The sequence below is a fragment of the Streptomyces sp. NBC_00388 genome (assembly GCF_036061255.1).
GTDB lineage: Bacteria > Actinomycetota > Actinomycetes > Streptomycetales > Streptomycetaceae > Streptomyces.
Genome location: NZ_CP107948.1, coordinates 1,160,001 through 1,183,336 on the forward strand (window position 1 = coordinate 1,160,001; position 23,336 = coordinate 1,183,336).

Genomic DNA, 23,336 nt, shown 5'->3' on the forward strand with positions numbered 1-23,336 from the left:
GCGAATATCGGCGGCCCGGGCGATGTGGCCGCGGCGCTGGAGGCGGGCGCCGAGGGGATCGGGCTCTTCCGGACCGAGTTCCTGTTCCTCGACGACTCGGCGAAGGCGCCCTCCGAGGCGAAGCAGGTCGAGGCGTACCGCACGGTGCTTGAGGCGTTTCCGGAGAGCCGGGTGGTCGTGCGGGTGCTGGACGCCGGGGCCGACAAGCCGCTGGACTTCCTCACGCCCGCCGACGAGCCGAACCCGGCTCTCGGTGTGCGGGGGCTGCGTTCGCTCCTCGACCACCCCGATGTGCTCCGCGCCCAGCTGACCGCGCTGGCCAGGGCCGCCGAGGGGCTGCCGGTGTATCTGGAGGTCATGGCGCCCATGGTGGCCGACCGGGCGGATGCCAAGGCGTTCGCCGACGCCTGCCGGGAGGCAGGGCTGCATGCCAAGTTCGGCGCGATGGTGGAGATCCCGTCCGCAGCGCTTCGAGCGCGCTCCATCCTCCGGGAGGTCGAATTCCTCTCGCTGGGCACCAACGACCTGGCGCAGTACACCTTTGCGGCGGACCGGCAGGTCGGTGCGGTGTCGCGGCTGCAGGATCCCTGGCAGCCCGCACTCCTCGACCTGGTGGCGCTGGCCGCCGAAGCCGCGCGGGCGGAGGACAAGAGCTGTGGTGTCTGCGGTGAGGCCGCGTCCGATCCGCTGCTGGCGTGTGTGCTCACCGGTCTGGGTGTGACCAGTCTTTCCATGGGCGCCGCCGCTCTTCCGTATGTCCGCACGACGCTGGCGCAGCACACGCTCGCCCAGTGCGAGCGCGCGGCTTCCGCGGCGCGCGCCGCGGATTCCGCGGACGAGGCGCGCCGGGCCGCTCAGGGAGTGCTGTCCGGCGAGTAGCCGCACGGTCCCCGGCCGCCGGGTGGAGGGGCTTCCCGCCGTGTCCGGCGGGGAGCCCCTCCGGCGTCGGCGGTCAGTGAGGGGGGCCGTCCTGGATGATCGCGTATCCCGCGCAGTAGTCGACGCCCGGCTCCGGCGACACCGGATCGCCGGTGTGGGCATCGGTGCAGTAGGCGCTGAACACCTCCCCGGCGGTGAGCGGTGTCAGCCTGCCGCGCTGGAGCCGCCAGCCACGGACCCGGTCGTCCTGGCCCGCCACTGTCGTACGGATGACGACCCCGCCCGCGCTCTCCAGCGCCAGGCCTGCGGCGAGCACGGTCACGAAGGCGGCGCCCTCCGTGTGGTCGAGCCGGGGCCGGGAGCCTTCGGCGGTCTCCGTGTGCAGGACCGCGAGAAGTGGTTCGTCCTCGGTGGGAATGCTGCAGACGAGGTGGTGGCTCCCGGGACCTGCGCCGTCCAGCAGGCGCTTCAGTGCGTGGGACGCCTGGTCGAAGGAGGCCGTACCGATGTCCTGTCCGCAGTCCGCGCACTCCCCCGCCTCGGCGAGGACGAGGGTCGCGTACTCCAGGGTGGCCCGGCACACCGCGGCGTTGATGAGGAGCGGGACCAGCCGGTCGATGGGCTGCCCGGTATAGGGGACGGTCGCCCCGTTGGCAGCGATGCCGGCGGTGAAGCGGGTCCGGCTGGCGGCCGAGTCGGGGTCGATTCCGGCCGTCGTGCAGAACTGCTCGTACTCCTCCGGGTCGAAGAGGGCGACCGTCGTGTGGACCTCCTCGGCGGCGAGTGCACGCAGCAGGCCCTCGACCTGCTGGAGATAGGCCGGGTGGTCGTCGAAGGTGAAGGTGCGGTAGCGCCGCATCGCCGCGAAGTCCTGCTCGTCGGCCAGCAGGCCGACGGTGCTCGGTGCTTCGCGGCGCAGTGCCCGCCGCATGGATCCGGTCCGGTGTGTCTGCGCCATGACTCCCCCTGAGCGCGATCGATCAATGCTCACTCACAGTAACCGTGGGCACTGACAGTGCTGGATCCGGCAGCCGGGACCGCACCAGGCGGCTCTGTACCGCGCAGGTCAGGACGACGCCCGCGCCGAGCACGGGCCAGGCGGCCGGGCCTGCGGCGATGACCGCGGTGACGAGCAGGGGGCCGCCGCTGCGCTGGGCGGAGGAGGCGAGGCCGTGCACGCCGAGGTAGGCGCCCTGTGCGCCGTCGGCGGCAAGGGCTACGGAGAGTTCCCAGGAGGCGGTCGCGTGCAGCATCTCCGCGACGGTCAGTGCGATCGCGGCGACGACCAGTGCGCTGACGGCCGTCCAGGTGCTGCCTCGCGAGGACGCGGTCATCGCGAGGCAGCCGGCCGTGAAGAACCCGCCGAGGGGCAGCAGGAGCCGGCGGGCGGACTGCGCGGTACCGGCGAACCGGGAGAGCGGCAGCTGGCAGAAGACGACCAGCGCGCAGTTGAGGACCATCAGCAGGGGCGCCAGCCCGTGCGGGGCCGTGGTGGCGTGGACGATCCACAGCGGCATGCCGACCTGCAGCACCGCGTCGTCCAGGAAGAGCATCGTCTCGGTGGCGGTGAAGAGGAGATACGTACGGTCGCGCCAGGGGTTCGGCGGCGGAACGGCGGAAGCGCGGGTGCCCGAGCCGGTGACGACCCGGGAGGGCGCCTTCGGTTCGCCGCAGCGGAGGGTGAGGGCGGCGACCACGGCGTAGGACACGGCGTTGCCGATGAGCAGGGCCTGGTAGGCGTGGGTGGTGCCGAGGCCGAGGGTGGCCGCCGCGGCGAGTCCGCCGATGCCCCAGCCGGCGTTGGAGACGGTGCGCTGGACAGCCTGGTAGCGAATGCGGTCGGCGCCGCCGACCCGGGCCGAGTAGAGCCTGGTGAGGACGTTGGAGCCGCGGTCGCCGAGGCTGCCGGCCGCTGAGCAGAGGAGCATCAGTGTGAAGTCGTGTGTGGTGAGCAGGGCGAGGAGCGCCAGTGCCTGTTGCACCTGCGCGGCCACCAGGACGCGGGTGAGGGGGAACCGGTCGGCGAGGTGTCCGGCGAGCGGTGCGCCGGCGATTCCCGCCGTTCCCGATATCCCCATCAGGATGCCCACCTCGGCGACCGGGAGGCCGGCGACGAGAGTGAAGTAGAGGGCGGCGGCGCCCATCCAGAGTCCGGTGCCCGCTTTGTTGATGAGGGTGATCCAGAGCATCCGGCGGCCGTCGTCGCCGCCCGGGATGCGTGCGTACAGCGCGGCTCGGCTCAGGCTCGGACTCACGGTTCCCCCTTGACCCGGAATATGTACTGGTACATAGTTGATTACGTGGCAACACAATATGGGATCAGTGGTACGACGGCCAGGGAGATTTCGGCTTCCGTCGAACAGGGCGTGGCCGGGGGCCACCTGGGCCCGGGAGCAGCCCTGCCTCCGGTGCGCAGGCTCGCCGACGGGCTCGGTGTGAGTCCCGGTACGGTCGCGACCGCCTACCGGGAGCTGCGGCAGCGCGGCATCGTGATCACCCGCGGGCGGGGCGGCACCGTGGTGGCGCAGACCCCGGCCGTGGGTTCGCGGCGCCCGCCGAAGGTGCCGCCAGGGGTGCGTGACCTGGCGGGCGGTTTCCCCGATCCGGCGCTGCTCCCGGTACTGACGCCCCCGCGGAGGGTGGATCCCGTGCAGGGTTCGCACCGCGGCTCACCCCGGCTGCCCGCCCTGGAGGAGCTGTCGCGGGAGTGGTTCGCGCGGGACGGGGTCCCGCACGACCATGTGACCTTCGCGCACGGGGCGCTCGACTGTATGGCCCGGCTGCTCTCGGTGGAGCTGAAGCCCGGCGACACGGTCGCTGTGGAGGATCCGGGTTTCCATCACCTCCTGGATCTCGTCCCTGCGCTGGGGCTGCGGACGGCCCCCGTCACTGTGGACGACGAGGGAATCCGGCCGGAGGCGCTGCGGGCCGCGCTGCGGGCCGGTGCGCGCGCCCTGGTGTGCAGTCCGCGGGGGCAGAGCCCGCTCGGCGGCTGCTTCTCGGCCGGGCGGCGGGCGGCGCTGCTGGAGGTGCTGGCCGGGTATCCCGGCGTGCTGGTCGTCGAGGACGACCACAACGCCGATGTCTCAGGCGCGGCGCCGTTCCTGCTGGCTTCCGGCGGCCTGGCCCGCTGGGCACACGTACGGACCGTGTCCAAGCACCTGGGAATCGATCTGCGCTGGGCGGCCGTGGCCTGCGACCCGACGACGCTGGCGCGCCACGACGGCCGGATGCTGCTGACGTCCGGCTGGGTCAGCCATGTGCTCCAGGAGACGGTCGCCCCCGCCCTGTCCGGGCGGGCGGCGCGCACTCTGGTGGCACAGGCCGGGCGGACGTACACCGAGCGCAGGGAAGCCCTGATCGCGCGGCTCGGGGAGCTGGGGGTAGCCGCGCACGGGGCGAGCGGGCTCAATGTCTGGGTGCCGGTGCGGGACGAGTCTGCGGTGGTCAACGGCATGAGGTCGCGGGGCTGGTGGATCGCCGCGGGCGCCCGCTTCCGTATCGCCACTCCCCCGGCCGTACGGATCACGACGGCCACCCTGGCCGGCGCCGCCACGGCCCGGCTGGCCTCGGACTTCGCGGATGTGCTGGGCGAGTCCGAGGCCACGTACGGGGGTTAGGTCCTGTCCGGCCGGTCCGCGTGGGCCCGCGGCCTCAGCCGTGCCTGCGGTCGCGGGCCAGCCGTTCGTAGAAGTGCAGCAGTCCGGGATCGTCGACCGAGCCGGGGCTGACCGCCCTGTCGAGTGCCGCGCCCTGGAGCAGCCGTTTGACCGGGACCTCGATGCGCTTGCCGGTGAGAGTGTGCGGGATCCCCGGGACTTCGATGATCTCGTCGGGCACATGGCGCGGCGAGAGCTGTTCGCGGATGGTCTGCGCGATGCGCCGGCGCAGTCCGTCGTCGAGGGAGGTGCCCGCGGTGAGGTGGACGAAGAGCGGCATCCAGTAACCGCCGTCGGATTCCTCCACCCCGATGACCAGTGACTCGCGGATCTCCGGGAGCCGTTCGACCGCCTCGTAGATGTCGGCGGACCCCATCCGGACGCCTTGCCTGTTGAGGGTGGAGTCCGAGCGTCCGTGGATGATCACCGAGCCGTGGTCGGTGATCGTGATCCAGTCGCCGTGCCGCCAGACCCCCGGGTACGTCTCGAAGTAGCTGCCGGCGTAGCGGCTGCCGCCGGGGTCGTTCCAGAACCGGACCGGCATGGAGGGCATCGGCTTGGTGACGACGAGCTCGCCGACCTCGCCGATGAGCGGCCGGCCCTGCGGGTCCCAGGCCTGGAGGTCGGTGCCGAGGCCCGCCGCCTGGAGTTCGCCGATATGGACGGGGAGGGTGGGCACGGCCCCGGCGAAGCAGCTGCAGACGTCCGTACCGCCGCTGACGGAGGCGATCCAGACGTCTTCGCCCGCCTCGTCATGGAGCCAGCGGAAACCGTCGGGCGGGAGCGGGGAGCCCGTCGTGGCGACGCACCTGACGGCCGAGAGGTCGTGGTCGCGTGCCGGGTGGACGTCCGCCTTGCGGCAGGCCATGACATAGGCGGCGGACGTGCCGAAGAGCGTGGTGCCTGTGCGTTCGGCGATGCGCCACTGCGCGTCGGTGCCCGGGTAGCCCGGACTGCCGTCGTACAGGACGATCGTCGTGCCCGTGAGCAGGCCGGAGACGAGGAAGTTCCACATCATCCAGCCGGTCGAGGTGTACCAGAAGAAGCGGTCCCCCGGCCCGAGGTCGCAGTGCAGGCCGAGCTGTTTGAAGTGCTCGATCAGGATGCCGCCCTGGGACTGCACGATCGCCTTGGGGAGCCCGGTCGTCCCCGAGGAGAACAGCACCCAGAGCGGGTGCTCGAAGGGAACCTGCTCGAACACCGGCTCCGCGTCCCCGGCGGTCACGGCCGACCAGTCGAGCGCACCCTCCGGGGCGGGGCTGCCGAGCAGCGGGACGTGGACGACCGCTCGCAGGGTGGGCAGTTCGGCGCGGAGTTCGGCGACGGTCTCACGGCGGTCGTGGGACTTGCCGCCGTACCGGTAGCCGTCGACGGCGAACAGGACGACCGGCTCGACCTGCTGGAAGCGGTCGAGGACGCTGCGGGCGCCGAAGTCGGGGGCGCAGGAGGTCCAGACCGCGCCGACCGCCGCGGTGGCGAGCAGCGCGGCGACGGCCTGCGGGATGTTGGGGAGATAGCCGCCGACCCGGTCGCCGGGGCGTACGCCCAGTGCGCGCAGTTCGGCCGCGAGCGCGCCCACCTGACGGCGCAGTTCGGACCAGCTGACGGGCTGGGGCTCCTGGCTCTCGTCGACGTGCAGCAGGGCGGGCTCGGCCGCCCTGGCCGGGTCGGCGGCCGTACGCAGGGCGTGCTCCGCGTAGTTGACGGTGGCGCCCGGGAACCAGCGGGCACCCGGCATCGAGCGATCGGTGATCACGCTCTCGTACGGGGTGGTGAAGCGGATGTCGAACCAGTCGGCGACCGCCTGCCAGAAGGTCGCGAGCTCCTCCACCGACCAGCGGTGCAGCTCGGCATACCCTCCCCCGGCGGGGGCCCCGTACCGCTCGGCGGCCCAGGCCTGGAAGCGGGTGATCCTGGCACCGTCGATCCGTTCCTGGCTGGGCTGCCAGAGCGGTGCGGCGTTCGATGGGTTCATGGGGCGGCTCCCGGGCTGTACGCGTGGTGGTGCGTGTGGGGCGCGCACGTGCGAGGGGTGTGCGCGTGACGCGGCTGGCAGCGACGATGCCATGTGATCGTCCTGCGCACCAGGGCGGACCGGACCGCATCCGCAGGGTGAACATCTGGTCAAAGGCAAGGTGAACGGCGTTCGAACGGCCCCCGCGCCCCGGGGCCGGGATGGCAGTGTGATCAGCATGGACGGTCGCGGCCTGGTCCGCTCGGTGAAGGCGTTCGGTTCGGCTCGGGGGCGGCTGGCCCTGCGCACCGCCCTGCGCAGACGGCTATCGGACTCGGCGGCGCTCGCGCCGCGCGGCCCCGAGCGGGCGCGGGTGCCCGGTGAGGTGACCGGTGTGGAGCACCGGCCGGGCGGCGGTGTCGTCCGGTTCACCCGCTCCGAGCTGCTGGTGCGGGTCGCGGTGGGCGGCGCGGTCTTCTGGGGGTGGGACGGCGCCGGGCCGACGCCCTCGTACGCGCTGGCAGGCGAATGCCCGGAAGCGGACCCGCGTGCCGTCCTCGAACCGGACAAGGGCGGCGGCTGGCGGGTGGTCTCGGAGCGGGTGACCGTCACCGTGTCCCGGCAGGGGGCGGTGGAGATCCTGACCCCGGGCGGTGTGCGGATCCGGCGTGAGCTGCCGCCCCGCTGGTGGGAGCCGGTGTCCGGCGGCGCGGCGCGCTGGGTGCAGCGGGCAGAGGTCCCCGCCGACGCGCGCTTCTTCGGGCTCGGCGGGCGCGCGTCGGGGCCCCGGCTGCGCGACGGCACGTACCACCTGTGGAACACCGATCCTGGCGGTGGCTTCGGGCCGGGTGACGACCCGCTGTACATCACCATGCCGGTGCAGCTGGTGGTGGCCGACGCGGGGACCCATCTGGTCTTCCACGACACCACGCGGGAGGGCCGGGTGGTGCTGGCCGAGGGCCAGGAGGGGGCCGGCTCCGGGCACGACAGGCCCGGTTCGAGCGAGGTGCGGATGGGCGGCGGTCCGCTGCGCTGCTGGGTGGTGGCGGGCACGCCCGCACGGGTCCTGCACGGCTGGACGGCGCTGACCGGGCGGCCCGCGCTCCCGCCGTCCTGGGCGCTGGGCCCGCAGCACGCGCGATGGGGTTTCGGCAGCGCGCGGGAGGTCCGCAGGGTGGTCGCCGGATACCGGGAGCACGGGCTGCCGCTGACGGCGCTGCACCTGGACATCGACCACTACGACCGCCACCGGGTCTTCACCGTCGACGGCGAGCGGTTCCCCGATCTTCCCGGTCTCGCCGCAGAGCTCAGGCGGGACGGTGTGCGGCTGGTCTCGATCGTCGATCCGGCGGTGAAGGCCGAGCCGGGCAACCGCGTGTACGAGGACGGGCTGGCCGCGGGCGCCTTCGTCGGGGACGTGCGGGGCGGGGCTGCCCGGGGCGTCGTGTGGCCGGGCGCGTGTGTGTACCCCGATTTCACGGCGCCGCATGTGCGCACCTGGTGGGGCGGACTGTACGAGGAGCGGCTGGCGCAGGGCTTCGCCGGTTTCTGGCACGACATGAACGAGCCCGCGTCCATCCTCCCGTTCGGCGATCCGACGCTGCCGCTGTCGGCACGGCACGCCCTGGAGGGCCGCGGCGGCGACCACCGGGAGGCGCACAACGTCTACGGACTGGCGATGGCGCGCGCCGGCTACGAGGGGCTGCGGGCGCTGCGCCCGGACGAGCGGCCCTTCCTGTTCTCGCGCTCCGGATGGGCGGGGATGCAGCGGTACGGGGGCACCTGGTCGGGCGATGTGACGACGGGGTGGCCGGGGCTGCGCGCGTCGCTCTCGCTGGTGCTGGGCCTGGGGCTGTGCGGGGTGCCGTACTCGGGCCCTGACGTGGGCGGCTTCGACGGCAGCCCGTCCCCCGAGCTGTATCTGCGCTGGCTCCAGCTGGCGTCCTTCCTGCCGCTGCTGCGCACCCACTCGGCGATCCGGGCCGGGCGCAGGGAGCCGTGGGAGTTCGGCGCGCGGACGCTGGAGCACGCGAGAGCGGCGCTGCTCGAACGGGAGCGGCTGCACCCGTACTTCGTGACGCTGGCGCAGCTGTCCCGGCTGTCCGGAGCCCCGTATGTGCGGCCCGTCTGGTGGGGTTCGCCGGAGGACCGCGCCCTGCGGGACTGCGAGGACGCCTTCCTGCTCGGCGAGAGTCTGCTGGTGGCCCCGGTCCTGGAACGCGGCGGCGACCGCAGGGCGGTGCGGCTGCCGAGGGGGCGGTGGTACGACACGGCGACCGGTGCGGCCCATGAGGGGCCGGGGCAGGTGGTGCTTGAGGCGCCCCTGTCGCGGGTGCCGGTCCTGGCGCGGGCCGGTTCGGTGATCCCGGTGCGCGGTGCGGACGGCGGACTGGAGCTGGAGGTCTGGGCACCCGCCGTTGGGCGGACCGGGGGCGGGCTGGTCGTACGGGACGCCGGTGATGGGTGGGCGGAACCGGAGGTCGAGCGCTACACCACCGCGCTGGAGGACGGGCGGGTCGTGGTCGGGCGGGTGGTGGCGGAGGGTTCGGTGGAGCCCGGGTGTCCGGTGCGGGTGCGGGGCCTGGACGCGTAGCGCGGGTCAGCTGTAGCGCCCGGCGAACCAGCTCCGGACGGCCGCGGTGTGCAGCGGGAAGCAGAGATCCGTCGCGGCCCGCAGGATGTGCCACCCGGCGGTCTCATCGGTGGGCCTGGACGCCGGGAGCATGGCCGCGTCCTGCTCCGGGAGCAGCCCGAAGAGGAGCAGATGCCCGTCCGGCGAGCTGAGCGCGTCGGCCAGCCGCACGTCCTGCGCGCGGGCGAGGATGCCCGTCTCCTCCCGCAGTTCCCGCACGACGGCGTGCTGCCAGGTCTCGGGGGAGTCCACGAAGCCGCCGGGCAGCGCGATCCCACCGGGCTGCGGCTCGTTGGTCCGGGTGATGACGGTGAGTCCGGTTCCCCGCGCGTCCCGCACGGGCAGCAGGGCGACGGCGACAGGCAGCGGGTTGCGGTAGGCGGTCGTCCCGCAGGAGGGGCAGGTGCGGGGCCAGCCGGCGGTGGCGAACGGAGCGCCACAGCTCGAACAGTGGGAATCCCTGACAGGCTCGGCGTAAGGCTCGTCCATGAGCGCGGACTGTAGCCGATCGTGCTTCCCCTCCGGGCCGTTCAGCTGATAGATGGAATGCCCATGACACGACTGACCTCCGCCCCGCGCTCCCTGGCCCTGGCCGCCGCCGCCCTGTTCGCCCTCTCCACTGTCACCCCGGCCGCCGGGGCGCAGCAGGAGCCCCGGGCGCCCCGGGACTTCGTCTCGCTGCGCTCCGTGGACCCGACGGTCATCCAGGAGATGCGCTACCCCTACGAGCACAACTTCACGGGCGAACCGGTCGACGGTTACGACCAGCCCCTGTGCATCCTCACCCGCCCGGCCGCCCGGGCCCTGCACCGCGCCCAGACGAAGCTGCTGCGGCAGGGGTACTCGCTCAAGGTCTACGACTGCTACCGGCCGCAGCGCGCCGTCGACGCGTTCGTGCGCTGGGCCGGCGATCCCGGCGCCCTCGCGATGAAGGCGGAGTTCTATCCGAGGGTCGACAAGTCGCGGCTCTTCGCCGACGGTTACATCGCGGAGAAGTCCGGGCACAGCCGCGGCAGCACCATGGATCTCACCCTGGTGAGGCTGCCGGCCCTGCCGACGCGCCCCTACCGCCGCGGACAGCCGCTGGCCCCCTGCTACGCACCGAAGGCACAGCGGTTCCCGGACAACTCGATCGACATGGGGACCGGGTTCGACTGTTTCGACACCCTCGCGCACACGGACGACCCGCGGATCACGGGGGCGCAGCGCGCCGGCCGCGACATGCTGCGCACCGCACTCGGCGCGGTGGGCTTCGTCAACCTCCCCGAGGAGTGGTGGCACTTCACCTACCAGCCGGAGACGCACCCGGACAGCTACTTCGACTTCCCCGTCGCCCGGCGCTCGGTGGCCGGGCACCGCGGCGCCACCGGGGCCGTCCTCCCGCCCTCCCCGGCAGGCGCCCGGCCGGCCGGTTGAGGTCAGCGCCGCCAGAACAGGTGGTGGGTCACCCCGCTCGGGCTGGGAACCACATCCGAGTGGAACCGGTCGAGCAGCTCGTCCGGGGAGTCCCAGAGCCGCAGACCGGACCCGAGCTTCACCGGCGAGATCGCCACGTGCAGGGTGTCGACGAGGCCTGCGTCGAGGAACTCCCTGACGGTGGTGACCCCGCCGCCGAGCCGGACGTCCTTGCCCTGCGCGGCCTCCCGCGCCTGCGCAAGGACCGTGGCGGGGTCGCCGTCGACGAAGTGGAACGTGGTGTCGCCCAGGGTGAGTGCCGGACGCCTGTGGTGGGTCAGGACGAAGACAGGAGTACGGAACGGAGGCTCGTCGCCCCACCAGCCCTGCCACTCGTGGTCCTGCCAGGGGCCGCGCTGGGGGCCGAACTTGTTCCGGCCCATGATCTCGGCTCCGATGTTGCGCGCGTAGTCACGCGTCAGGTAGTCGTCCAGGCCGCGGCTCCCGCCGGGCTCGGTGCGCATGGGCCAGCTCGCCGTGGCGCCGGCCCAGGCGAACAGCGTCCCGGGATCGACATGGCCGAACGGTCTTTCGAGTGTCTGGTCCTCGCCCGCCCCGATTCCGTCACTGGAGACATTGAAGTTCTGGACTCTCAGCAGCTGAGCCATGGGTTCCTCCTGTGCTGGGCTGTACTGGGCCGGGCTGGGCCGGGCTGTCGACATCGGTGGTGAGACCTGCCGGGCCGGGAAAACTCATCGCCGCGTCCAGGCGGAGCGCAGGACGCCACTTCTCCCGGTGCCTCCCTGGCGCCTACCGTCTCCCCATGACACAGCAGACATGGGATTCGTACGAGGAGTTCTGGCCCTATTACGTCGCGATGCACTCGCGTGCGGCAACCCGGTGGGTGCATCTGGGCGGCACACTCACCGGGCTGGCGGTGACCGCCTGCGGGCTGGCACGCGGACGGAAGCGGTACGCGGCAGCGCTGCCGCTCATCGGCTACGGAACCGCCTGGCCCGCGCACTTCCTCATCGAAGGGAACAACCCCGCGACCTTCGGGCACCCGCTCTGGTCGCTCCGGGGCGATGCGCAGATGATCCGGATGATGCTGGCGGGCCGGGACCACGAACTGGCCGCCACCGCGGCCACCTGGCTCGCGGAGAACGGCTGACCGCGTCTCGCGGAGAACAGCCCGCCCGTGGCACACTTCTGACGTTCCGTCAGCTTGCTGATGCCGGGAGGGGTTTTGACGCGCACGCGCACACCCGTAGTGGCCGGATGGTTCACACCCGACGCGGGGGATGACGGCTTCCGGCTGCTGGGTACCCGCTGCTCGGCCTGCTCCGCCGTCTTCTTCCCGCGTGAGGACGCCTTCTGCCGCAACCCGGGCTGTCCGGGCGGAGAGCTGGCCGAGGTGCCGCTGTCCAAGCATGGCCGGGTCTGGTCGTACACCGACGGCCGGTACCGGCCGCCCGCACCGTACGTCTCCGATCCGGGCGCCCGGTGGGAGCCGTACGTCCTCGTCGCCGTCGAGCTCGCGGCGGAGGGCATGGTCGTACTGGGGCAGGCCGCGCCGGGCGTGACACTCGCGGATCTGGCGGTCGGGGCCCTCGTGGAGGCCGTGCCCGGCGTGCTCAATGAGGACACCGACACCACCTGGACGACCTGGCACTGGCGGCCGGTGCGGGCGCCGGAGGCGCTCTCGTGACCGGCGACGTCGCGGTGCTCGGCGCCGGGATGCACCCGTGGGGCAAGTGGGGGCGGAGCTTCGTCGAGTACGGGGCAGCGGCGGCCCGTACCGCGCTCGCCGACGCCGGCATCGACTGGCGGGACGTGCAGTCGGTGGTCGGCGCCGGCACCGTGCGCTGCGGCTATCCCGGGTACGTGGCGGGCGCGACCTTCGCGCGGGCGCTCGGCTGGCAGGGAGCGCGGGTCACCAGCGTGTACGCGGCCTGCGCCTCCGGGGCGCAGGCCATCAGCACGGCCAGGGCGCAGATCCTCGCGGGTATGGCGGATGTGGCGCTGGTGGTCGGTGCGGACTCCGCACCGAAGGGGTTCTTCGCCCCCGCGGGCGGCGAGCGGCCCGACGACCCGGACTGGCTGCGGTTCCGGGTGCTGGGGGCCACCAACCCGGCGTACTTCGCGCTGTACGCGCGCCGCCGGATGGCCCTGTACGGCGACACCCTGGAGGACTTCGCTCGGGTGAAGGTCAAGAACGCGGCGGCCGGCGCGCTCAACCCCGGCGCCCGCTACCGCAGGCCGGTCACGCTCGACGACGTCGCCGGGTCCCCGGTGGTCGCCGACCCGCTGCGGCTGCTCGACATCTGCGCGACCTCCGACGGTGCGGCCGCTCTCGTGCTGACCAGCATGGATTTCGCCCGCCGGCACGGGGCGCCCGACCCCGTCCGTATCCGTGCGGTCTCCACCGTCAGCCCGGTGTACCCCAGGACCGTCCTCGACCTGCCGGACATCGCCACCGACTCGTCCACCGCCGCGCCGGCCCCCGCGGAGCCCTTCCGCGCGGCCCTCACCCGTGCCGCGTACGAGGAGGCGGGGATCGGCCCCGAGGACATCTCGCTGGCGGAGGTCTACGACCTGTCGACCGCACTGGAGCTGGAGTGGTACGAGGACATCGGGCTCTGCGCGGCGGGCGAGGGCGCGGGGCTCGTACGCGGGGGTGCGACCGCGCTCGGTGGTCGCGTCCCGGTCAACACCAGCGGCGGCCTGGCGTCCTTCGGTGAGGCGGTGCCCGCTCAGGCCATCGCGCAGGTCTGTGAGGTGACCTGGCAGCTGCGCGGCCAGGCGGGGGCACGTCAGGTGCCGGGCGCGCGGGCCGCGGTCACCGCCAACCAGGGGCTGTTCGGGCACGGGTCGTCGGTGATCGCCGTCGCCTGACGCGCGGGCGCGGGGCGTACCGGCCGACAGGACGCGGGCGCCCGGCGGGGGTGCCGGCAGGGCTCAGGTGACGGCGTGCACGCGGGCCCGGGACGCGAGGGCCATGGCGTGCTCCACGACGGTCACCAGGACGTCCTTCACCGTCTCCCGGTCCCGGGCGTCGCACATCAGGACGGGGACGCCCGGGTCGAGGTCCAGCGCCGAGCGGACCGTCTCCCCCGGATAACGGTCGGCCCCGTCGAAGCAGTTGACAGCCACGGTGAACGGGACGGAGCGCCGCTCGAAGTAGTCGACGGCCGCGAAGCAGTCCTCCAGACGGCGGGTGTCCGCGAGGACGACGGCACCCAGCGCGCCCTGGGCCAGCTCGTCCCAGAGGAACCAGAAGCGGTCCTGCCCCGGCGTGCCGAAGAGATAGAGGACCAGGTCCTCCTTGAGCGTGATCCGCCCGAAGTCCATGGCCACCGTGGTGGTGGTCTTCTGCTCCACCCCGTCGGTGGAGTCCACCGGGCGGCCCGCCTCGCTCAGGGTCTCCTCGGTACGCAGCGGCCTGATCTCGCTGACCGCGCCCACCAGGGTGGTCTTGCCCACGCCGAAGCCGCCCGCCACCAGGATCTTGAGGGTCACCGGTTCGACGAACTTCTGGTTGCGGCTAGAGCGCCCGAAGGCCATTGATTACCTCACGAAGAATGCTGACGTCCGGCAGTTCCGCCGGCGGGACGGGCTGGGTGACACGGACGAGTGCGTCGTCGACGAGATCGCCGACCAGGACCCGCACCACTCCGACGGGCAGATCGAAGTCCGCCGCCAGTTCGGCGATGGACTGCGGCGCCGTGCTGCACCGCTCGACGATGTCCACGTGCTCGGGCGAGAGCGTCCGGTCCCGGCCCGGATCGTCGGCGGCCGGCTCCGGGACGACCAGTGCGATCAGATCGAGACGGTGACCGGCGCCGGCGCCGGTCCGGCCGCGCGTCATCGCGTACGGCCGGACCACGGGACCCGCGTCGTCGTCGAACCAGTGGTGCGCCGGTGGCCGGCCCGCTTCGCTCATGTCGCCCCCTCACCCTCCCGCGGTGAGCCCGCTCCGCGGGGCCGTCGCGAGGTGGGCACCGACCCGCTTCACCATCAGTGTCATCTCGTACGCCACCAGGCCGACGTCCGAGTCCGCGTCGGAGAGCACGGCCAGACAGCTGCCGTCGCCCGCCGCCGTGATGAAGAGGAAGGCCTCGTCCAGCTCGACCACGGTCTGGCGGACCTTGCCCGCCTCGAAGTGGCGCCCCACGCCCTTGGCCAGGCTGTGGAAGCCGGAGGCGACGGCCGCCAGGTGCTCGCCGTCCTCGCGGGTCAGGTCCTTCGACGTGCCGGTCGCAAGACCGTCCCCGGAGAGGACCAGCGCCTTGCGGATGCTGCCGACCTTGTCGACGAGCTCGTCGAGGAGCCAGTTGAGCTCGCCCGGGCCCCCTGCGGCCATGTGTGCTGCTGCGTTCGGTACGGTCATCGACCGGTCCCCTCCGATGTGGTTCCTGGTGCTGTGTCGGCCGGTCCGGTGCCGACTGCGGCTGATTCTGCCGACTCCTGCGCGGAGTTGTCGCGGCGCCCCCGCTGCCAGCCCCGCTGGAGCGACGCCATGCGGCTGCGTACCTCGTCGGCGTCGCGCTCGTCCTCGTCCGCCGCCGGCGGTCCCGCGGCGGGCGCGGGCGCGCCCCTCAGCTGCGGGGCGAGGTTCGCCTGGCGCACCCGGCGGGGCAGCCCGTCGGGTCCTGCCGCCGCCGGGGGGCCGGTCCGCGGCGGTCCCGGGCGGTCGACCCGGCGCCCGTGGTCGGAGACGAGGGTCGGCTGTCCGGGCTTGCGGCGCCGGGGCAGTCCGACCGGGCCGGTGGGGCGGGTGGCACCCTGCGGCGCCGCCCCTTCGTCCGGGGTCTGCTGGTGCTGGTCGGGCGCGGGGGCCACCGCCCGGTTGCGGAAGATCCCGCCCGGCGCGCTGTCCTCGTCACCCAGGTCCCCCGAGTCGTCGGACGTCACCGGGTCGACGGGGGGCTCCAGTTCGACCGGGCCGTCGATGACGGAGACCGGTGTGCGCCCCGCGGCCGGCACCGGAGCGAGCCCGGAGCGTGTCCCGGTCCGGTGCGCGAACCGCCGGTCGGAGCGGAAGCCACTGCCGTCGGTTCCCGACCCCGCGACGCCCGAGGGGTCCGGGGATTCGGTGTCCGGCGCATCGGTGAGCAGCGCCACCGGGATGAAGACGACGGCCGTGGTGCCGCCGTACGGCGAGGGCTGGAGCGAGACCCGGACGTTCTGCCGCTGGGCGAGCCTGCTCACCACGAAGAGTCCGAGCCGGTCGGTGTCCGACAGCTCGAACTCCGGTGTCTCGGCGAGCCGGAGATTGGCGTCGAGCAGCGCCTCGGGCGCGATACCGAGGCCGCGGTCGTGGATCTCCAGGGTGAAACCGTTGGCGACCCGCTCGCCCAGTACCTGCACCGCCGTGTGCGGCGGGGAGAACACCGTGGCGTTTTCGAGGAGTTCGGCGATGAGGTGGGTCAGGTCCGCGACGGCCGGGCCGCCGACCCCGATCCTCGGCAGCCGCCGTACCTCGATCCGCTCGTAGTCCTCGACCTCGGCGACCGCCGCGCGCACGACGTCCATCAGCTGCACCGGCTTGCGCCACTGCCGGGACGGGGAGGCCCCGGAAAGGATCACCAGGCCCTCGGCGTGCCGCCGCATACGGGTGGTGAGGTGGTCGAGGCGGAACAGGTCGGCCAGTTCCTCGGTGTCCTCCGTACGGCGTTCCATGCTGTCGAGCAGCGTCAGCTGGCGGTGCAGCAGGACCTGGTTGCGCCGGGCGAGGTTCACGAAGACGTCGGAGACCCCGCGGCGCAGGTCCGCCTGGCGTACCGCTGCCTCGACGGCGGCGCGCTGGACGGTGTTGAGCGCCAGGCCCACCTGGCCGACCTCGTCCTTCGCGTACTCCAGCCGCGGTGCCTCGGTCTCGATGTCGACCTGCTCCCCGGCGGCGAGGCGGCGCATCACCCCGGGCAGCCGCACCCCCGAGACCTCGTGGGCCTCCTTGCGCAGCCGGCTGAGGTCGCGGACCAGTTCGCGCCCGATACGCACGGAGACGACGAGCGAGACCAGGAGCCCGCCGATTCCGAGCAGGGCGGCAATCCCGGCCTTGGCGACGACACGGACGGTGGCCGGCTTCACGCGGTCCTGGAAGTCGGCGCGCGCGGCGCTCCCCAGGGTGTCGAGGTGGCCGAGTGTCCTGCCTGCGTCGGTGGTCCAGCGGGCCGCGGAGCCGGTGATGGTGGAGCTTCCGGGGTTCTTGCCGATCGCCGTGGACTCGGTGGTGCGCACCGGAATGGTCGCGGGGCCGCTCCAGTAGGAGCTGAAGGCGTCGCCCTCCTGGCCGGGCAGCGAGGGCAGGCTGACCGTGTAGTACATCGTGCGGGCGGTGACCAGGTCGGAGATGTCGCGCAGGTCCCGGGGGTCGAGCCGCCCCGATGTGAGGGCGGAGCCGAGCAGTGCGTCCTCACGCGAGAGGGCCTCCCGGGCCCTGCTGATCCCGACGAGGCCACGCGCCTCCTTGTCGAGCGCGGAGTTCTCCAGGGTGGGCAGGTCGACGAGGAAGTCGAGCGCCTGGTCGCAGAGGCGGTTGTACTGGTCGTAGGCCTCGCGGCGTGTCACCTCGTGCTCGCCGGCGTTGTGCCGCAGCGAGGCGAGCCCGGCGAATCCGTCCATGACGCCGCGCAGTTGCTGTCCGGACTCGTCGCCCAGCGCGGAACGGGCGTCGCTCCCCTGCGCACTGCGGCGCAGCCGGTCCAGGGCCGCGTCCGTGCCGGCCCGCTGGGTGCGCAGCGCGGACTGGAGGTCCGAGGCACCCGGGTCGACCAACTGGCGCAGGGTCAGGGAGCGTTCCGCCTCGACCTCCTGCAGGGAGTCGACGAGTGGGCGGGCCACCTTGCTGTAGACGGTTCCCGCGCGCATCAGTTGCAGGGCGTCGCGACCGGTCAGGTAGACGGCGAAGGTCCAGATCACCGTCAATGCGACAAGTGGGACCAGCAACAGCGCCACGATCTTCCGGCGGATGGACTTCCCGCGAAAGCGCATGGCCTCCCCCAGCTCAACCCCGCCCGGCGGGGGTGGTGTTCCGTCAACAAACGGCGTGAGCCTACTACTGACACACGGGCAACTCGAAGGGACGTCCGGACTATTTTCAGCCGTGCGAAAAGTCGTTGATCATGCCTTGTCCTGGTATCCCAGCAGATCGTCTTCCCTGATCGGGTGAGAGAACCCTGGCAGGACGGCATTTTCCACCCCTGCGCAGATGGCTGGAATTCTATGAACGGCGGGAATCTTTGGGGCGAGTTGTTCGTCCTTGCGTACGAGGGGCGCACCGGGGGCGGGGACGCTTGAACCAACGCAAGCCGGGCATCCGTTCTGGAGTCGGACAGCGCCGAGGCGTGAAGGTCGAGGGTGAAAAGAGCATGGCCATCGAAGAGGACGGGCCCCGGCCGCGGACGCTGTGGGTCGAGGAGCCCGTGGGGCGTACCCGGCTGCCTGATCCGGTGCGTGGGAGCGCGGTGCGTGCCGTGATCATCGTGTCCGTCACGCTCATACAGGCGGTGACGGCCTTCCTCTCCACCGTGGCGGGCTCCTGGCTGGCCTTCCCGATGGTGCTGAGCAGTGTGGTGAGCACGGTCGTCGCGACCTGGGCCGTGCTGGACGTGTGGATCACCCGGCAGGTGTGGATCCAGCGCCATGGCGTGACGTCCGTTCCGAGCAGTACCGCCCGCCGCCTCCGCAGGGAGCGGCGGGCGGCGCGGCGTTCGGCACCCCGGGAGGAGAGGGACGCCGAGCCGATACGAGGGGGCCGCGGCGGCCGGCTGTCGCCCCAGTCCTGAGCCTTCCGGGGCCCCACCGGGCCCACCGGGGCCCACCGGGGGGGCTGTCCCCTCGAAGGGCCGTCAGGGGACTTCAGACCGCCGGGCCCGGGCGGGCGGCAGCCCGGCGGACCGGGGCCCGGGCGGGCGGTCGGGGTTGCCGCGGCGCCCGGCCTCAGGGCTGTCCGCCGGCCTCCGCCCGGCTGTCCGCCGTCCGGTCGGCCGGGCCGGGCTTGCCCGTCGCCACCGCCTGGGCTGCCTGGTTGCGCTTGAACATCCGGGTGGCGGTGATCTCGCCGTGCACCTGCTCCCCGCCGGGGTCCTGCTGGGGGAGCCCCGGCCGCAGATGCTCCTCCACGCTGATGTACTTCAGCCCGGCCCGGAGGTCAGCGTCATTGCGCAACCTGATGACCAGCGGGAATTCCGCGAGTGCGGTGGTGTCGAACAGCCCTGTCGTATAGAGCAGCTGGACGCCGAGTGCGTCGGAGACCGCGCGCTGGAGCTCCAGCAGATACGTGGCGTTCGCCCGGCCGATCGGGTTGTCGAGGAAGAGCGTCCCCGCGTGCCGGTGCCTGTCGCGGCCGCGGTCGTTGCTCCGCAGGGCGGCCATCGTGCAGTAGAGGGCGATGGCCGCGGTGAGCAGTTGTCCGCCGGAGAAGACATCTCCCATCTGACCGACGGGAACCCGCTCGGCACGGAGCACGGCGTCCGGCTTGAGGATCTCGACGGCCACCCCCCTGGGTTCGAGCGCCGCGTGGACGGCCCGCAGCAGCAGCGAAAGACCGTCCCTGCGCAGATCGGAGTTCTTCTTCAGGGCCGCGCTGGTCGCCTCGTCGATGACCTCGCCGAGCCGCTCGGCGAGGGTGGCCTGGTCGGGCTCCTCGAAACGGATCCGGAGGAACTCCTGGCCCGACCACTCCCCGAGGCCTTCCGGCAGCCGGGAGAGCCGCTGGGCCGAGCGGAGGGTGGTGAGCGCGGACTCCACCAGGCCGCGCAGCCGGTCGACGATCGAGTCGCGGTTGCGCTCCAGCTGCTCCAGCTCATCGCCCAGCACCCGCAGCCGGGGGGCGAAGGCCGCCGCCCACTTCTCCGCGTGCTCGGGGAGCGCGGCGGCGGGCAGTTCACGGATCTGCTGGCGTGCCGGGGTGCGCACCTGCTCGTAGCGGGTGGCGTTGGCATGCCGTACGAGGACATCGCTCGCCTCCCGAACGGCCGACTCGGCCGTCGACAGCTCGGTGGCGAAGCCACGCAGCGCCCGGCGGGCCTCGGCCGCCGACTCGCGGGCCTCCTCCTGGCTGCCGGGGTACGGCTCGGGCGGCGCGGTGTCGGCACTCTCGTCGTCCTGGTGCGGGTCGCGGAGCAGGTCCCGCAGCAGCGCCGCCGATTCGTCGAAGCCGCCCGCCGCGTCCTCCGACGCCCGGTGGGCGCGCAGCAGTTCGGTGTGGGCCGCGCGAGAGGTCTCCAGCGCATCGGTGCGGGAGCCCAGTTCGGCCGTTGCGGTACGCAGCAGGGCCTGGGCGGCGTCCGCGTCGGCCGGCGCCTGTCCGCCGGGCAGCTCGGTATGGGCGCCGGCGCCGTCCGCGGGCGCGAGCCGTTCCGCCTCGCCGCGGAGCCGGCCGAGCTGCTCGCTCGCGGCCGACGCCCGGGTCTCCAGCATCTGGACGAGCGACTCCGCGCGGGCGGCGGCCGCCTGCCGGGACGGGCCGTCGGCGCCGTCGGTGGATTCGAGGAGCTGGGCGGCGCGGGTACGGACCTTGTTGGAGAGCCGGTCGAGCTCGGCGCGGGCCGCGCTCTCGTCACTCTCGGCCCTGGCCTGCTCGGCGCGGAGGTCGGCTCCCACGCCGACCTTCTCGTACAGCTGGGATGCGGCGCGGTAGGCCTCGCGCAGGGCCGGCAGGGCGGCGCGCGCGGCGCCCTCTTCCGGTTCCGGCAGGTCTTCGGGGACGCCGGCGATCTCGGACCGCTCGGCGCGCAGCGCGCGGGCGGTGCGGCGCGCGTCGTCGGCGGCCCGCTGCGCCGCTCTGCGGTCCTCGTCGGCGGCCCTGGCTCGCTCCAGGCAGGTGGCGGCCCTGGATTCCGATTCGGCTGCCTCGTCCCCCAGTTCGCGCAGGGTGACCTGCCAGCCCGCCCGCTCGCGGAGCCGGAACGCGAGTCCGGAGAGTGCGTCGGCCACCCGCCGGGTCCGCTGGGCGGCGTCCTGGCGCTCGTCGCGCACCCGGGCCGCGTCGGCAGCCGCCTCGTCCGCCTCGGCCCGGGCCGTACGTGCTTCCTCAAGGGCGGCGGTGGCGGCAGCGGCCGCCTCCTCGGCGCCTGCGGCGGCCGTGGCGAGTTCGGCGAGTGTGCCGGGCGGGCAGGCGGCACGCCAGGAGCCGAGCCGGGCGGCGAGCGTCCGGTCACCGCCGAGCCGGGCGGCGAGTCCGCGGATCTCCTCGTCGCGCGCGGCCGCCCGGGACCGCAGCGCATGCCGTTCCTCGTCGGCGGCGTGCTCGTCGTGCATGGCCGGGTTCGGCGGTACGAGGAACACATCGCCGTCCGCGTCCCCCGGCGGGCGGGGCCCCGGCACCGGTGCCAGCAGAGCGGACGCGGTACCGACGGCGACCGCGGAGCGGGGCAGCAGGGCGGCGCCGACGAGGACGGACCTGGCCCGGCTGTGTGCGGCCGGGTCGGTGATCACGACTCCGTCGACCAGCTCGGGGCGGGCGGCCAGCACCGCAGCGTGGTCGGCGGGGTCCACCGCCTGGGCGAGATAGCGCCAGCCGGGCAGGGCGGGAATGCCGTGCTCGCCCAGGAACTCGACCGTGGCCAGTACATCGGGTCCCGGCGGCAGCAGCCCGCCGTCCCCCAGGGCTCCGAGGATGCGGGAGTCGTCCGCGGCGGCGGTGCGCAGTTCGAACAGCTGCCGCTCGGCCGATGCGACGCCCGCGTCGAGCAGGTCCCGCAGCTCTTCCGCGTTGCGGTCGAGCTCGGCGGCGGTCAGCGGGCCCCGCGGGAGGGTACGCGGCCGGCTCTCCGCCCCGTGGGTGGTGGCGCCTGCGGCACCGGGCGCGTCCTGCGGTGCGGCGCCCCGGTCGGTCCTGCCGGTGGCGCCGCCCGCCGTGTCGCCCGCCGTGACCGCGGTGTCCACGCCCCGGGGACGGGCCGCCTCCGCGGGTGTGGCGCCGTTGCGGGGCTGTGGCAGCCCGGCGACGGCCTGCGCCGACGGCAGGCTGAGCAGTTCGGCCAGCCGGTTCTCGGCGGCGATGGATTCGGCGGTGCGCAGCTCCGTCTCGTACGCGTGCTCGGCGGCGCGTGCCGCGTCCGCGGCCCGGGCGGCGGCGAGGTCGGCCCGGCTCTCCAGGGAGGCGGCCTCCCTGGCCTCGTCCGCCGTGGCACCGGCCTGCTCGCGGGCCGTGCCCCAGGCGGCGACCGCTGTCTTCTCCGCGTCGCTGGCCGCCAGGGCGGCGCGCGCCGGGTCGGCGTCGGGCTCGGTGTCGTCCAGCCAGCCCGCGCGGACGGCCTCGGAGGTCTCCTGTCCGACCTCGGTGAGGCGCTGGCGCAGGTGCCCGGCCTCACTGCGGGCGCGCTGCGCATCGGTCGCCGCCGCGGTGGCGTCACGGTGCGCGGCCTCGCCCACCGTCTGGAGCGTGGCCGCCCGCTCCTCCCCCTCGTTGGCGAGCTGTTCACCGCTCTCGGCCGCCGAGTGGAGCGCGCGTACCAGGTCGGTGGCCGCGGTGGCCCGCGCGGCCAGGGCCGGGGCCGCGTCCCGCTCCGCCTCGCGGATGGCCACGGCGACCCGGGCGGACCGGTCGGCCGCCGCCCGGTGCCGCAGTACCGCCTCGGCCGCCTGCCACGCCGAGTGGAAGGTGCGTGCGTCGGCCAGCTCCCGGCGCTGCGCCGCCGCGGACTTCTCCGCCACGGTCAGTGCCAACGAGGCATGCCGGTAGGCCAGTTCAGCGGCGATCAGGGCGCTGCGACCGCGGGCTTCCTCGGCCTGCGTCACGGTGTGGGCGGCGGACGTGACCTGCTGGGCGAGGTCGGACGCGCGGCCGCGCTCCTCGGCCGCACGGGCGGAGAGTCTGCGGGCGAGGGTGCGCGTACGGCGTTCGGCGCCCGCGTGGACGTCCCGGGAGCGCGAACGCGCCGCCGTCGCCTCGACGATACGGCCGAGCAGGTCGGCCGAGCCCGCGGTGAAGTCCCGCTCGGCGGTCAGTTCGGCGCGGCGGCCGAGCTTGCTGCCGAAACTGCCGACGAGGTCGGCCAGGCCGTCCGTGTCACGGGTATCGGTGACGGCACGCAGCAGCAGATCGGTGAAGTCGGAGTCCTTCTTGACCGCGAAGAGCCCGGCGGCCTCGCCCTCGTCGGCGTTCATCTCGCGCTGGTAGCGGAAGAGTTCGGGGTCGAGGCCCAGATCGCCGAGGTGTTCGTTCCAGCGGTCGTGGATCTCCTCCCAGTACACGTCCAGATGGGGATAGAACTTGCCGGCCTCCGTGATCGCGTCCCGGAAGCCCTTCATGGTGCGGCGCCTGCCCCGCGCGCCGGAGACGCCTTCGGCCGGCGGTCGTACGGTGGTGGCCTCGGCGACCGGGAGGGAGTCGAGGCTGAGCCCAGGGCCCGGCCGGAAGGAGTACCAGGCCTCGGCGAACTTCCGCGGGTCGCTGGAGACCTGCCGGCCGCGCCACTCGCTCGCCTTGCCGACCACCACGAGCTCACCGGTGAGGGTGTGCTGCCACTCCAGGGCGACATGGCCGCAGTCGTCGGCCAGCAGGAACTTGCGCAGGACGCCGGAGCTTGCGCCACCCAGCGTGTTGCGGTGCCCCGGCAGCATCACCGAGAAGATCAGCTTCAGCAGGACCGACTTGCCGCCGCCGTTCTCCAGGAAGAGGACACCCGCGGGTGCGGGGCGGCGCGGCGGCCCGACCGGCTCGGCCTCGAAGAACTCCGCCTGCGCCGGGGCCGGATGGGGCACGGGGGCGCCCACTCCGCGCAGGTCGAGCACGGTGTCGGCGTAGCGCGCACCGGCAGGCCCGATGGAGTAGAGGCGGACCCGGGACAGCTCGTACATGGCGGCG

18 protein-coding genes (1 of these 18 only partly in view) are annotated in these 23,336 nt (G+C 73.5%); 8 read left to right on the plus strand and 10 right to left on the minus strand.

Annotation, left to right across the window (positions count from 1 at the left end; all coding sequences use genetic code 11):
- Nucleotides 1-879: the 3' portion of a phosphoenolpyruvate--protein phosphotransferase gene (gene ptsP / locus OG917_RS05280; protein ID WP_328316356.1), read on the plus strand. 792 nt of this gene lie to the left of the window's left edge; the window shows 879 of its 1,671 coding nt (coding positions 793-1,671); the start codon falls outside the window, past its left edge; the stop codon is at nucleotides 877-879.
- A gap of 73 nt (nucleotides 880-952) precedes the next feature.
- Here the strand turns inward: ptsP and OG917_RS05285 are convergent, their stop codons facing one another.
- The gene (locus OG917_RS05285) at nucleotides 953-1,837 is read right to left on the minus strand and encodes a hypothetical protein (protein WP_328316357.1); all 885 of its coding nucleotides are present in this window, start codon (nucleotides 1,835-1,837) and stop codon (nucleotides 953-955) included.
- 22 nt (nucleotides 1,838-1,859) lie between these two features.
- Nucleotides 1,860-3,134, minus strand: a complete 1,275-nt coding sequence (locus tag OG917_RS05290; RefSeq protein ID WP_328316358.1) for an MFS transporter — start codon at nucleotides 3,132-3,134, stop codon at nucleotides 1,860-1,862.
- Nucleotides 3,135-3,179: 45 nt separating this feature from the next.
- On the opposite strand from OG917_RS05290, the gene OG917_RS05295 reads away from it, so the two are divergent.
- Nucleotides 3,180-4,499 carry a GntR family transcriptional regulator gene (locus OG917_RS05295; protein ID WP_328316359.1) on the plus strand — a complete coding sequence of 440 codons (1,320 nt, stop codon included), beginning with the start codon at nucleotides 3,180-3,182 and terminating at the stop codon, nucleotides 4,497-4,499.
- Nucleotides 4,500-4,533: 34 nt separating this feature from the next.
- On the opposite strand, the gene OG917_RS05300 is transcribed toward OG917_RS05295, so the two are convergent.
- A complete protein-coding gene (locus tag OG917_RS05300; RefSeq protein ID WP_328316360.1) occupies nucleotides 4,534-6,513 on the minus strand; it encodes an acetoacetate--CoA ligase in 1,980 nt (659 codons plus the stop codon).
- Between the two features lie 217 nt (nucleotides 6,514-6,730).
- On the opposite strand from OG917_RS05300, the gene OG917_RS05305 reads away from it, so the two are divergent.
- Nucleotides 6,731-9,085, plus strand: a complete 2,355-nt coding sequence (locus tag OG917_RS05305; RefSeq protein WP_328316361.1) for a glycoside hydrolase family 31 protein — start codon at nucleotides 6,731-6,733, stop codon at nucleotides 9,083-9,085.
- A gap of 6 nt (nucleotides 9,086-9,091) precedes the next feature.
- Here the strand turns inward: OG917_RS05305 and OG917_RS05310 are convergent, their stop codons facing one another.
- Nucleotides 9,092-9,613, minus strand: coding sequence for an NUDIX domain-containing protein (locus OG917_RS05310; RefSeq protein ID WP_328316362.1), 522 nt, complete (start codon nucleotides 9,611-9,613; stop codon nucleotides 9,092-9,094).
- Nucleotides 9,614-9,676: 63 nt separating this feature from the next.
- On the opposite strand from OG917_RS05310, the gene OG917_RS05315 reads away from it, so the two are divergent.
- Nucleotides 9,677-10,540 carry a M15 family metallopeptidase gene (locus OG917_RS05315; RefSeq protein ID WP_328316363.1) on the plus strand — a complete coding sequence of 288 codons (864 nt, stop codon included), beginning with the start codon at nucleotides 9,677-9,679 and terminating at the stop codon, nucleotides 10,538-10,540.
- Between the two features lie 2 nt (nucleotides 10,541-10,542).
- Here the strand turns inward: OG917_RS05315 and OG917_RS05320 are convergent, their stop codons facing one another.
- Complete coding sequence (locus tag OG917_RS05320; RefSeq protein ID WP_328316364.1) at nucleotides 10,543-11,187, minus strand: dihydrofolate reductase family protein; 645 nt, start codon at nucleotides 11,185-11,187, stop codon at nucleotides 10,543-10,545.
- 155 nt (nucleotides 11,188-11,342) lie between these two features.
- Here OG917_RS05320 and OG917_RS05325 point away from each other — a divergent pair, with 155 nt between their 5' ends.
- The 3 genes from OG917_RS05325 (at nucleotide 11,343) to OG917_RS05335 (ending at nucleotide 13,414) form a co-directional block, all read left to right on the plus strand.
- Nucleotides 11,343-11,690, plus strand: coding sequence for a DUF962 domain-containing protein (locus tag OG917_RS05325; RefSeq protein ID WP_328316365.1), 348 nt, complete (start codon nucleotides 11,343-11,345; stop codon nucleotides 11,688-11,690).
- A gap of 75 nt (nucleotides 11,691-11,765) precedes the next feature.
- Entirely contained in the window at nucleotides 11,766-12,227 is a 462-nt protein-coding gene (locus OG917_RS05330; RefSeq protein ID WP_328316366.1) for a Zn-ribbon domain-containing OB-fold protein, read from the plus strand.
- Entirely contained in the window at nucleotides 12,224-13,414 is a 1,191-nt protein-coding gene (locus tag OG917_RS05335; protein WP_328316367.1) for a lipid-transfer protein, read from the plus strand. The genes OG917_RS05330 and OG917_RS05335 overlap by 4 nt, the downstream gene beginning before the upstream one ends.
- Before the next feature lie 63 nt (nucleotides 13,415-13,477).
- On the opposite strand, the gene OG917_RS05340 is transcribed toward OG917_RS05335, so the two are convergent.
- The 4 genes from OG917_RS05340 to OG917_RS05355 are packed head-to-tail and all read right to left on the minus strand — an operon-like array spanning nucleotide 13,478 to nucleotide 17,515.
- Entirely contained in the window at nucleotides 13,478-14,083 is a 606-nt protein-coding gene (locus OG917_RS05340; protein WP_328316368.1) for a GTP-binding protein, read from the minus strand.
- Nucleotides 14,064-14,462, minus strand: a complete 399-nt coding sequence (locus OG917_RS05345; RefSeq protein WP_328316369.1) for a DUF742 domain-containing protein — start codon at nucleotides 14,460-14,462, stop codon at nucleotides 14,064-14,066. The genes OG917_RS05340 and OG917_RS05345 overlap by 20 nt, the downstream gene beginning before the upstream one ends.
- 9 nt (nucleotides 14,463-14,471) lie before the next feature.
- A complete protein-coding gene (locus OG917_RS05350) occupies nucleotides 14,472-14,909 on the minus strand; it encodes a roadblock/LC7 domain-containing protein (protein WP_328316370.1) in 438 nt (145 codons plus the stop codon).
- Entirely contained in the window at nucleotides 14,906-17,515 is a 2,610-nt protein-coding gene (locus tag OG917_RS05355; protein ID WP_328316371.1) for a nitrate- and nitrite sensing domain-containing protein, read from the minus strand. The genes OG917_RS05350 and OG917_RS05355 overlap by 4 nt, the downstream gene beginning before the upstream one ends.
- A 377-nt stretch (nucleotides 17,516-17,892) precedes the next feature.
- Between OG917_RS05355 and OG917_RS05360 the strand changes: the two genes are divergently transcribed.
- Complete coding sequence (locus OG917_RS05360) at nucleotides 17,893-18,309, plus strand: hypothetical protein (RefSeq protein WP_443058911.1); 417 nt, start codon at nucleotides 17,893-17,895, stop codon at nucleotides 18,307-18,309.
- Between the two features lie 154 nt (nucleotides 18,310-18,463).
- On the opposite strand, the gene OG917_RS05365 is transcribed toward OG917_RS05360, so the two are convergent.
- Nucleotides 18,464-23,329: a hypothetical protein gene (locus tag OG917_RS05365; protein ID WP_328316373.1), complete on the minus strand. Its 4,866-nt coding sequence runs from the start codon at nucleotides 23,327-23,329 to the stop codon at nucleotides 18,464-18,466.
- Nucleotides 23,330-23,336: the final 7 nt, after the last annotated feature.

Bases quoted from the DNA above. Each gene is read 5' to 3' on its own strand.
- OG917_RS05325 (WP_328316365.1), top strand. From the start codon at position 11,343: ATGACACAGCAGACATGGGATTCGTACGAGGAGTTCTGGCCCTATTAC.
- OG917_RS05355 (WP_328316371.1), bottom strand. From the start codon at position 17,515: ATGCGCTTTCGCGGGAAGTCCATCCGCCGGAAGATCGTGGCGCTGTTG.
- OG917_RS05310 (WP_328316362.1), bottom strand. From the start codon at position 9,613: ATGGACGAGCCTTACGCCGAGCCTGTCAGGGATTCCCACTGTTCGAGC.
- OG917_RS05365 (WP_328316373.1), bottom strand. From the start codon at position 23,329: ATGTACGAGCTGTCCCGGGTCCGCCTCTACTCCATCGGGCCTGCCGGT.
- OG917_RS05305 (WP_328316361.1), top strand. From the start codon at position 6,731: ATGGACGGTCGCGGCCTGGTCCGCTCGGTGAAGGCGTTCGGTTCGGCT.
- OG917_RS05340 (WP_328316368.1), bottom strand. From the start codon at position 14,083: ATGGCCTTCGGGCGCTCTAGCCGCAACCAGAAGTTCGTCGAACCGGTG.
- OG917_RS05360 (WP_443058911.1), top strand. From the start codon at position 17,893: ATGGCCATCGAAGAGGACGGGCCCCGGCCGCGGACGCTGTGGGTCGAG.
- OG917_RS05285 (WP_328316357.1), bottom strand. From the start codon at position 1,837: ATGGCGCAGACACACCGGACCGGATCCATGCGGCGGGCACTGCGCCGC.
- OG917_RS05350 (WP_328316370.1), bottom strand. From the start codon at position 14,909: ATGACCGTACCGAACGCAGCAGCACACATGGCCGCAGGGGGCCCGGGC.
- OG917_RS05320 (WP_328316364.1), bottom strand. From the start codon at position 11,187: ATGGCTCAGCTGCTGAGAGTCCAGAACTTCAATGTCTCCAGTGACGGA.
- OG917_RS05315 (WP_328316363.1), top strand. From the start codon at position 9,677: ATGACACGACTGACCTCCGCCCCGCGCTCCCTGGCCCTGGCCGCCGCC.
- OG917_RS05300 (WP_328316360.1), bottom strand. From the start codon at position 6,513: ATGAACCCATCGAACGCCGCACCGCTCTGGCAGCCCAGCCAGGAACGG.
- OG917_RS05345 (WP_328316369.1), bottom strand. From the start codon at position 14,462: ATGAGCGAAGCGGGCCGGCCACCGGCGCACCACTGGTTCGACGACGAC.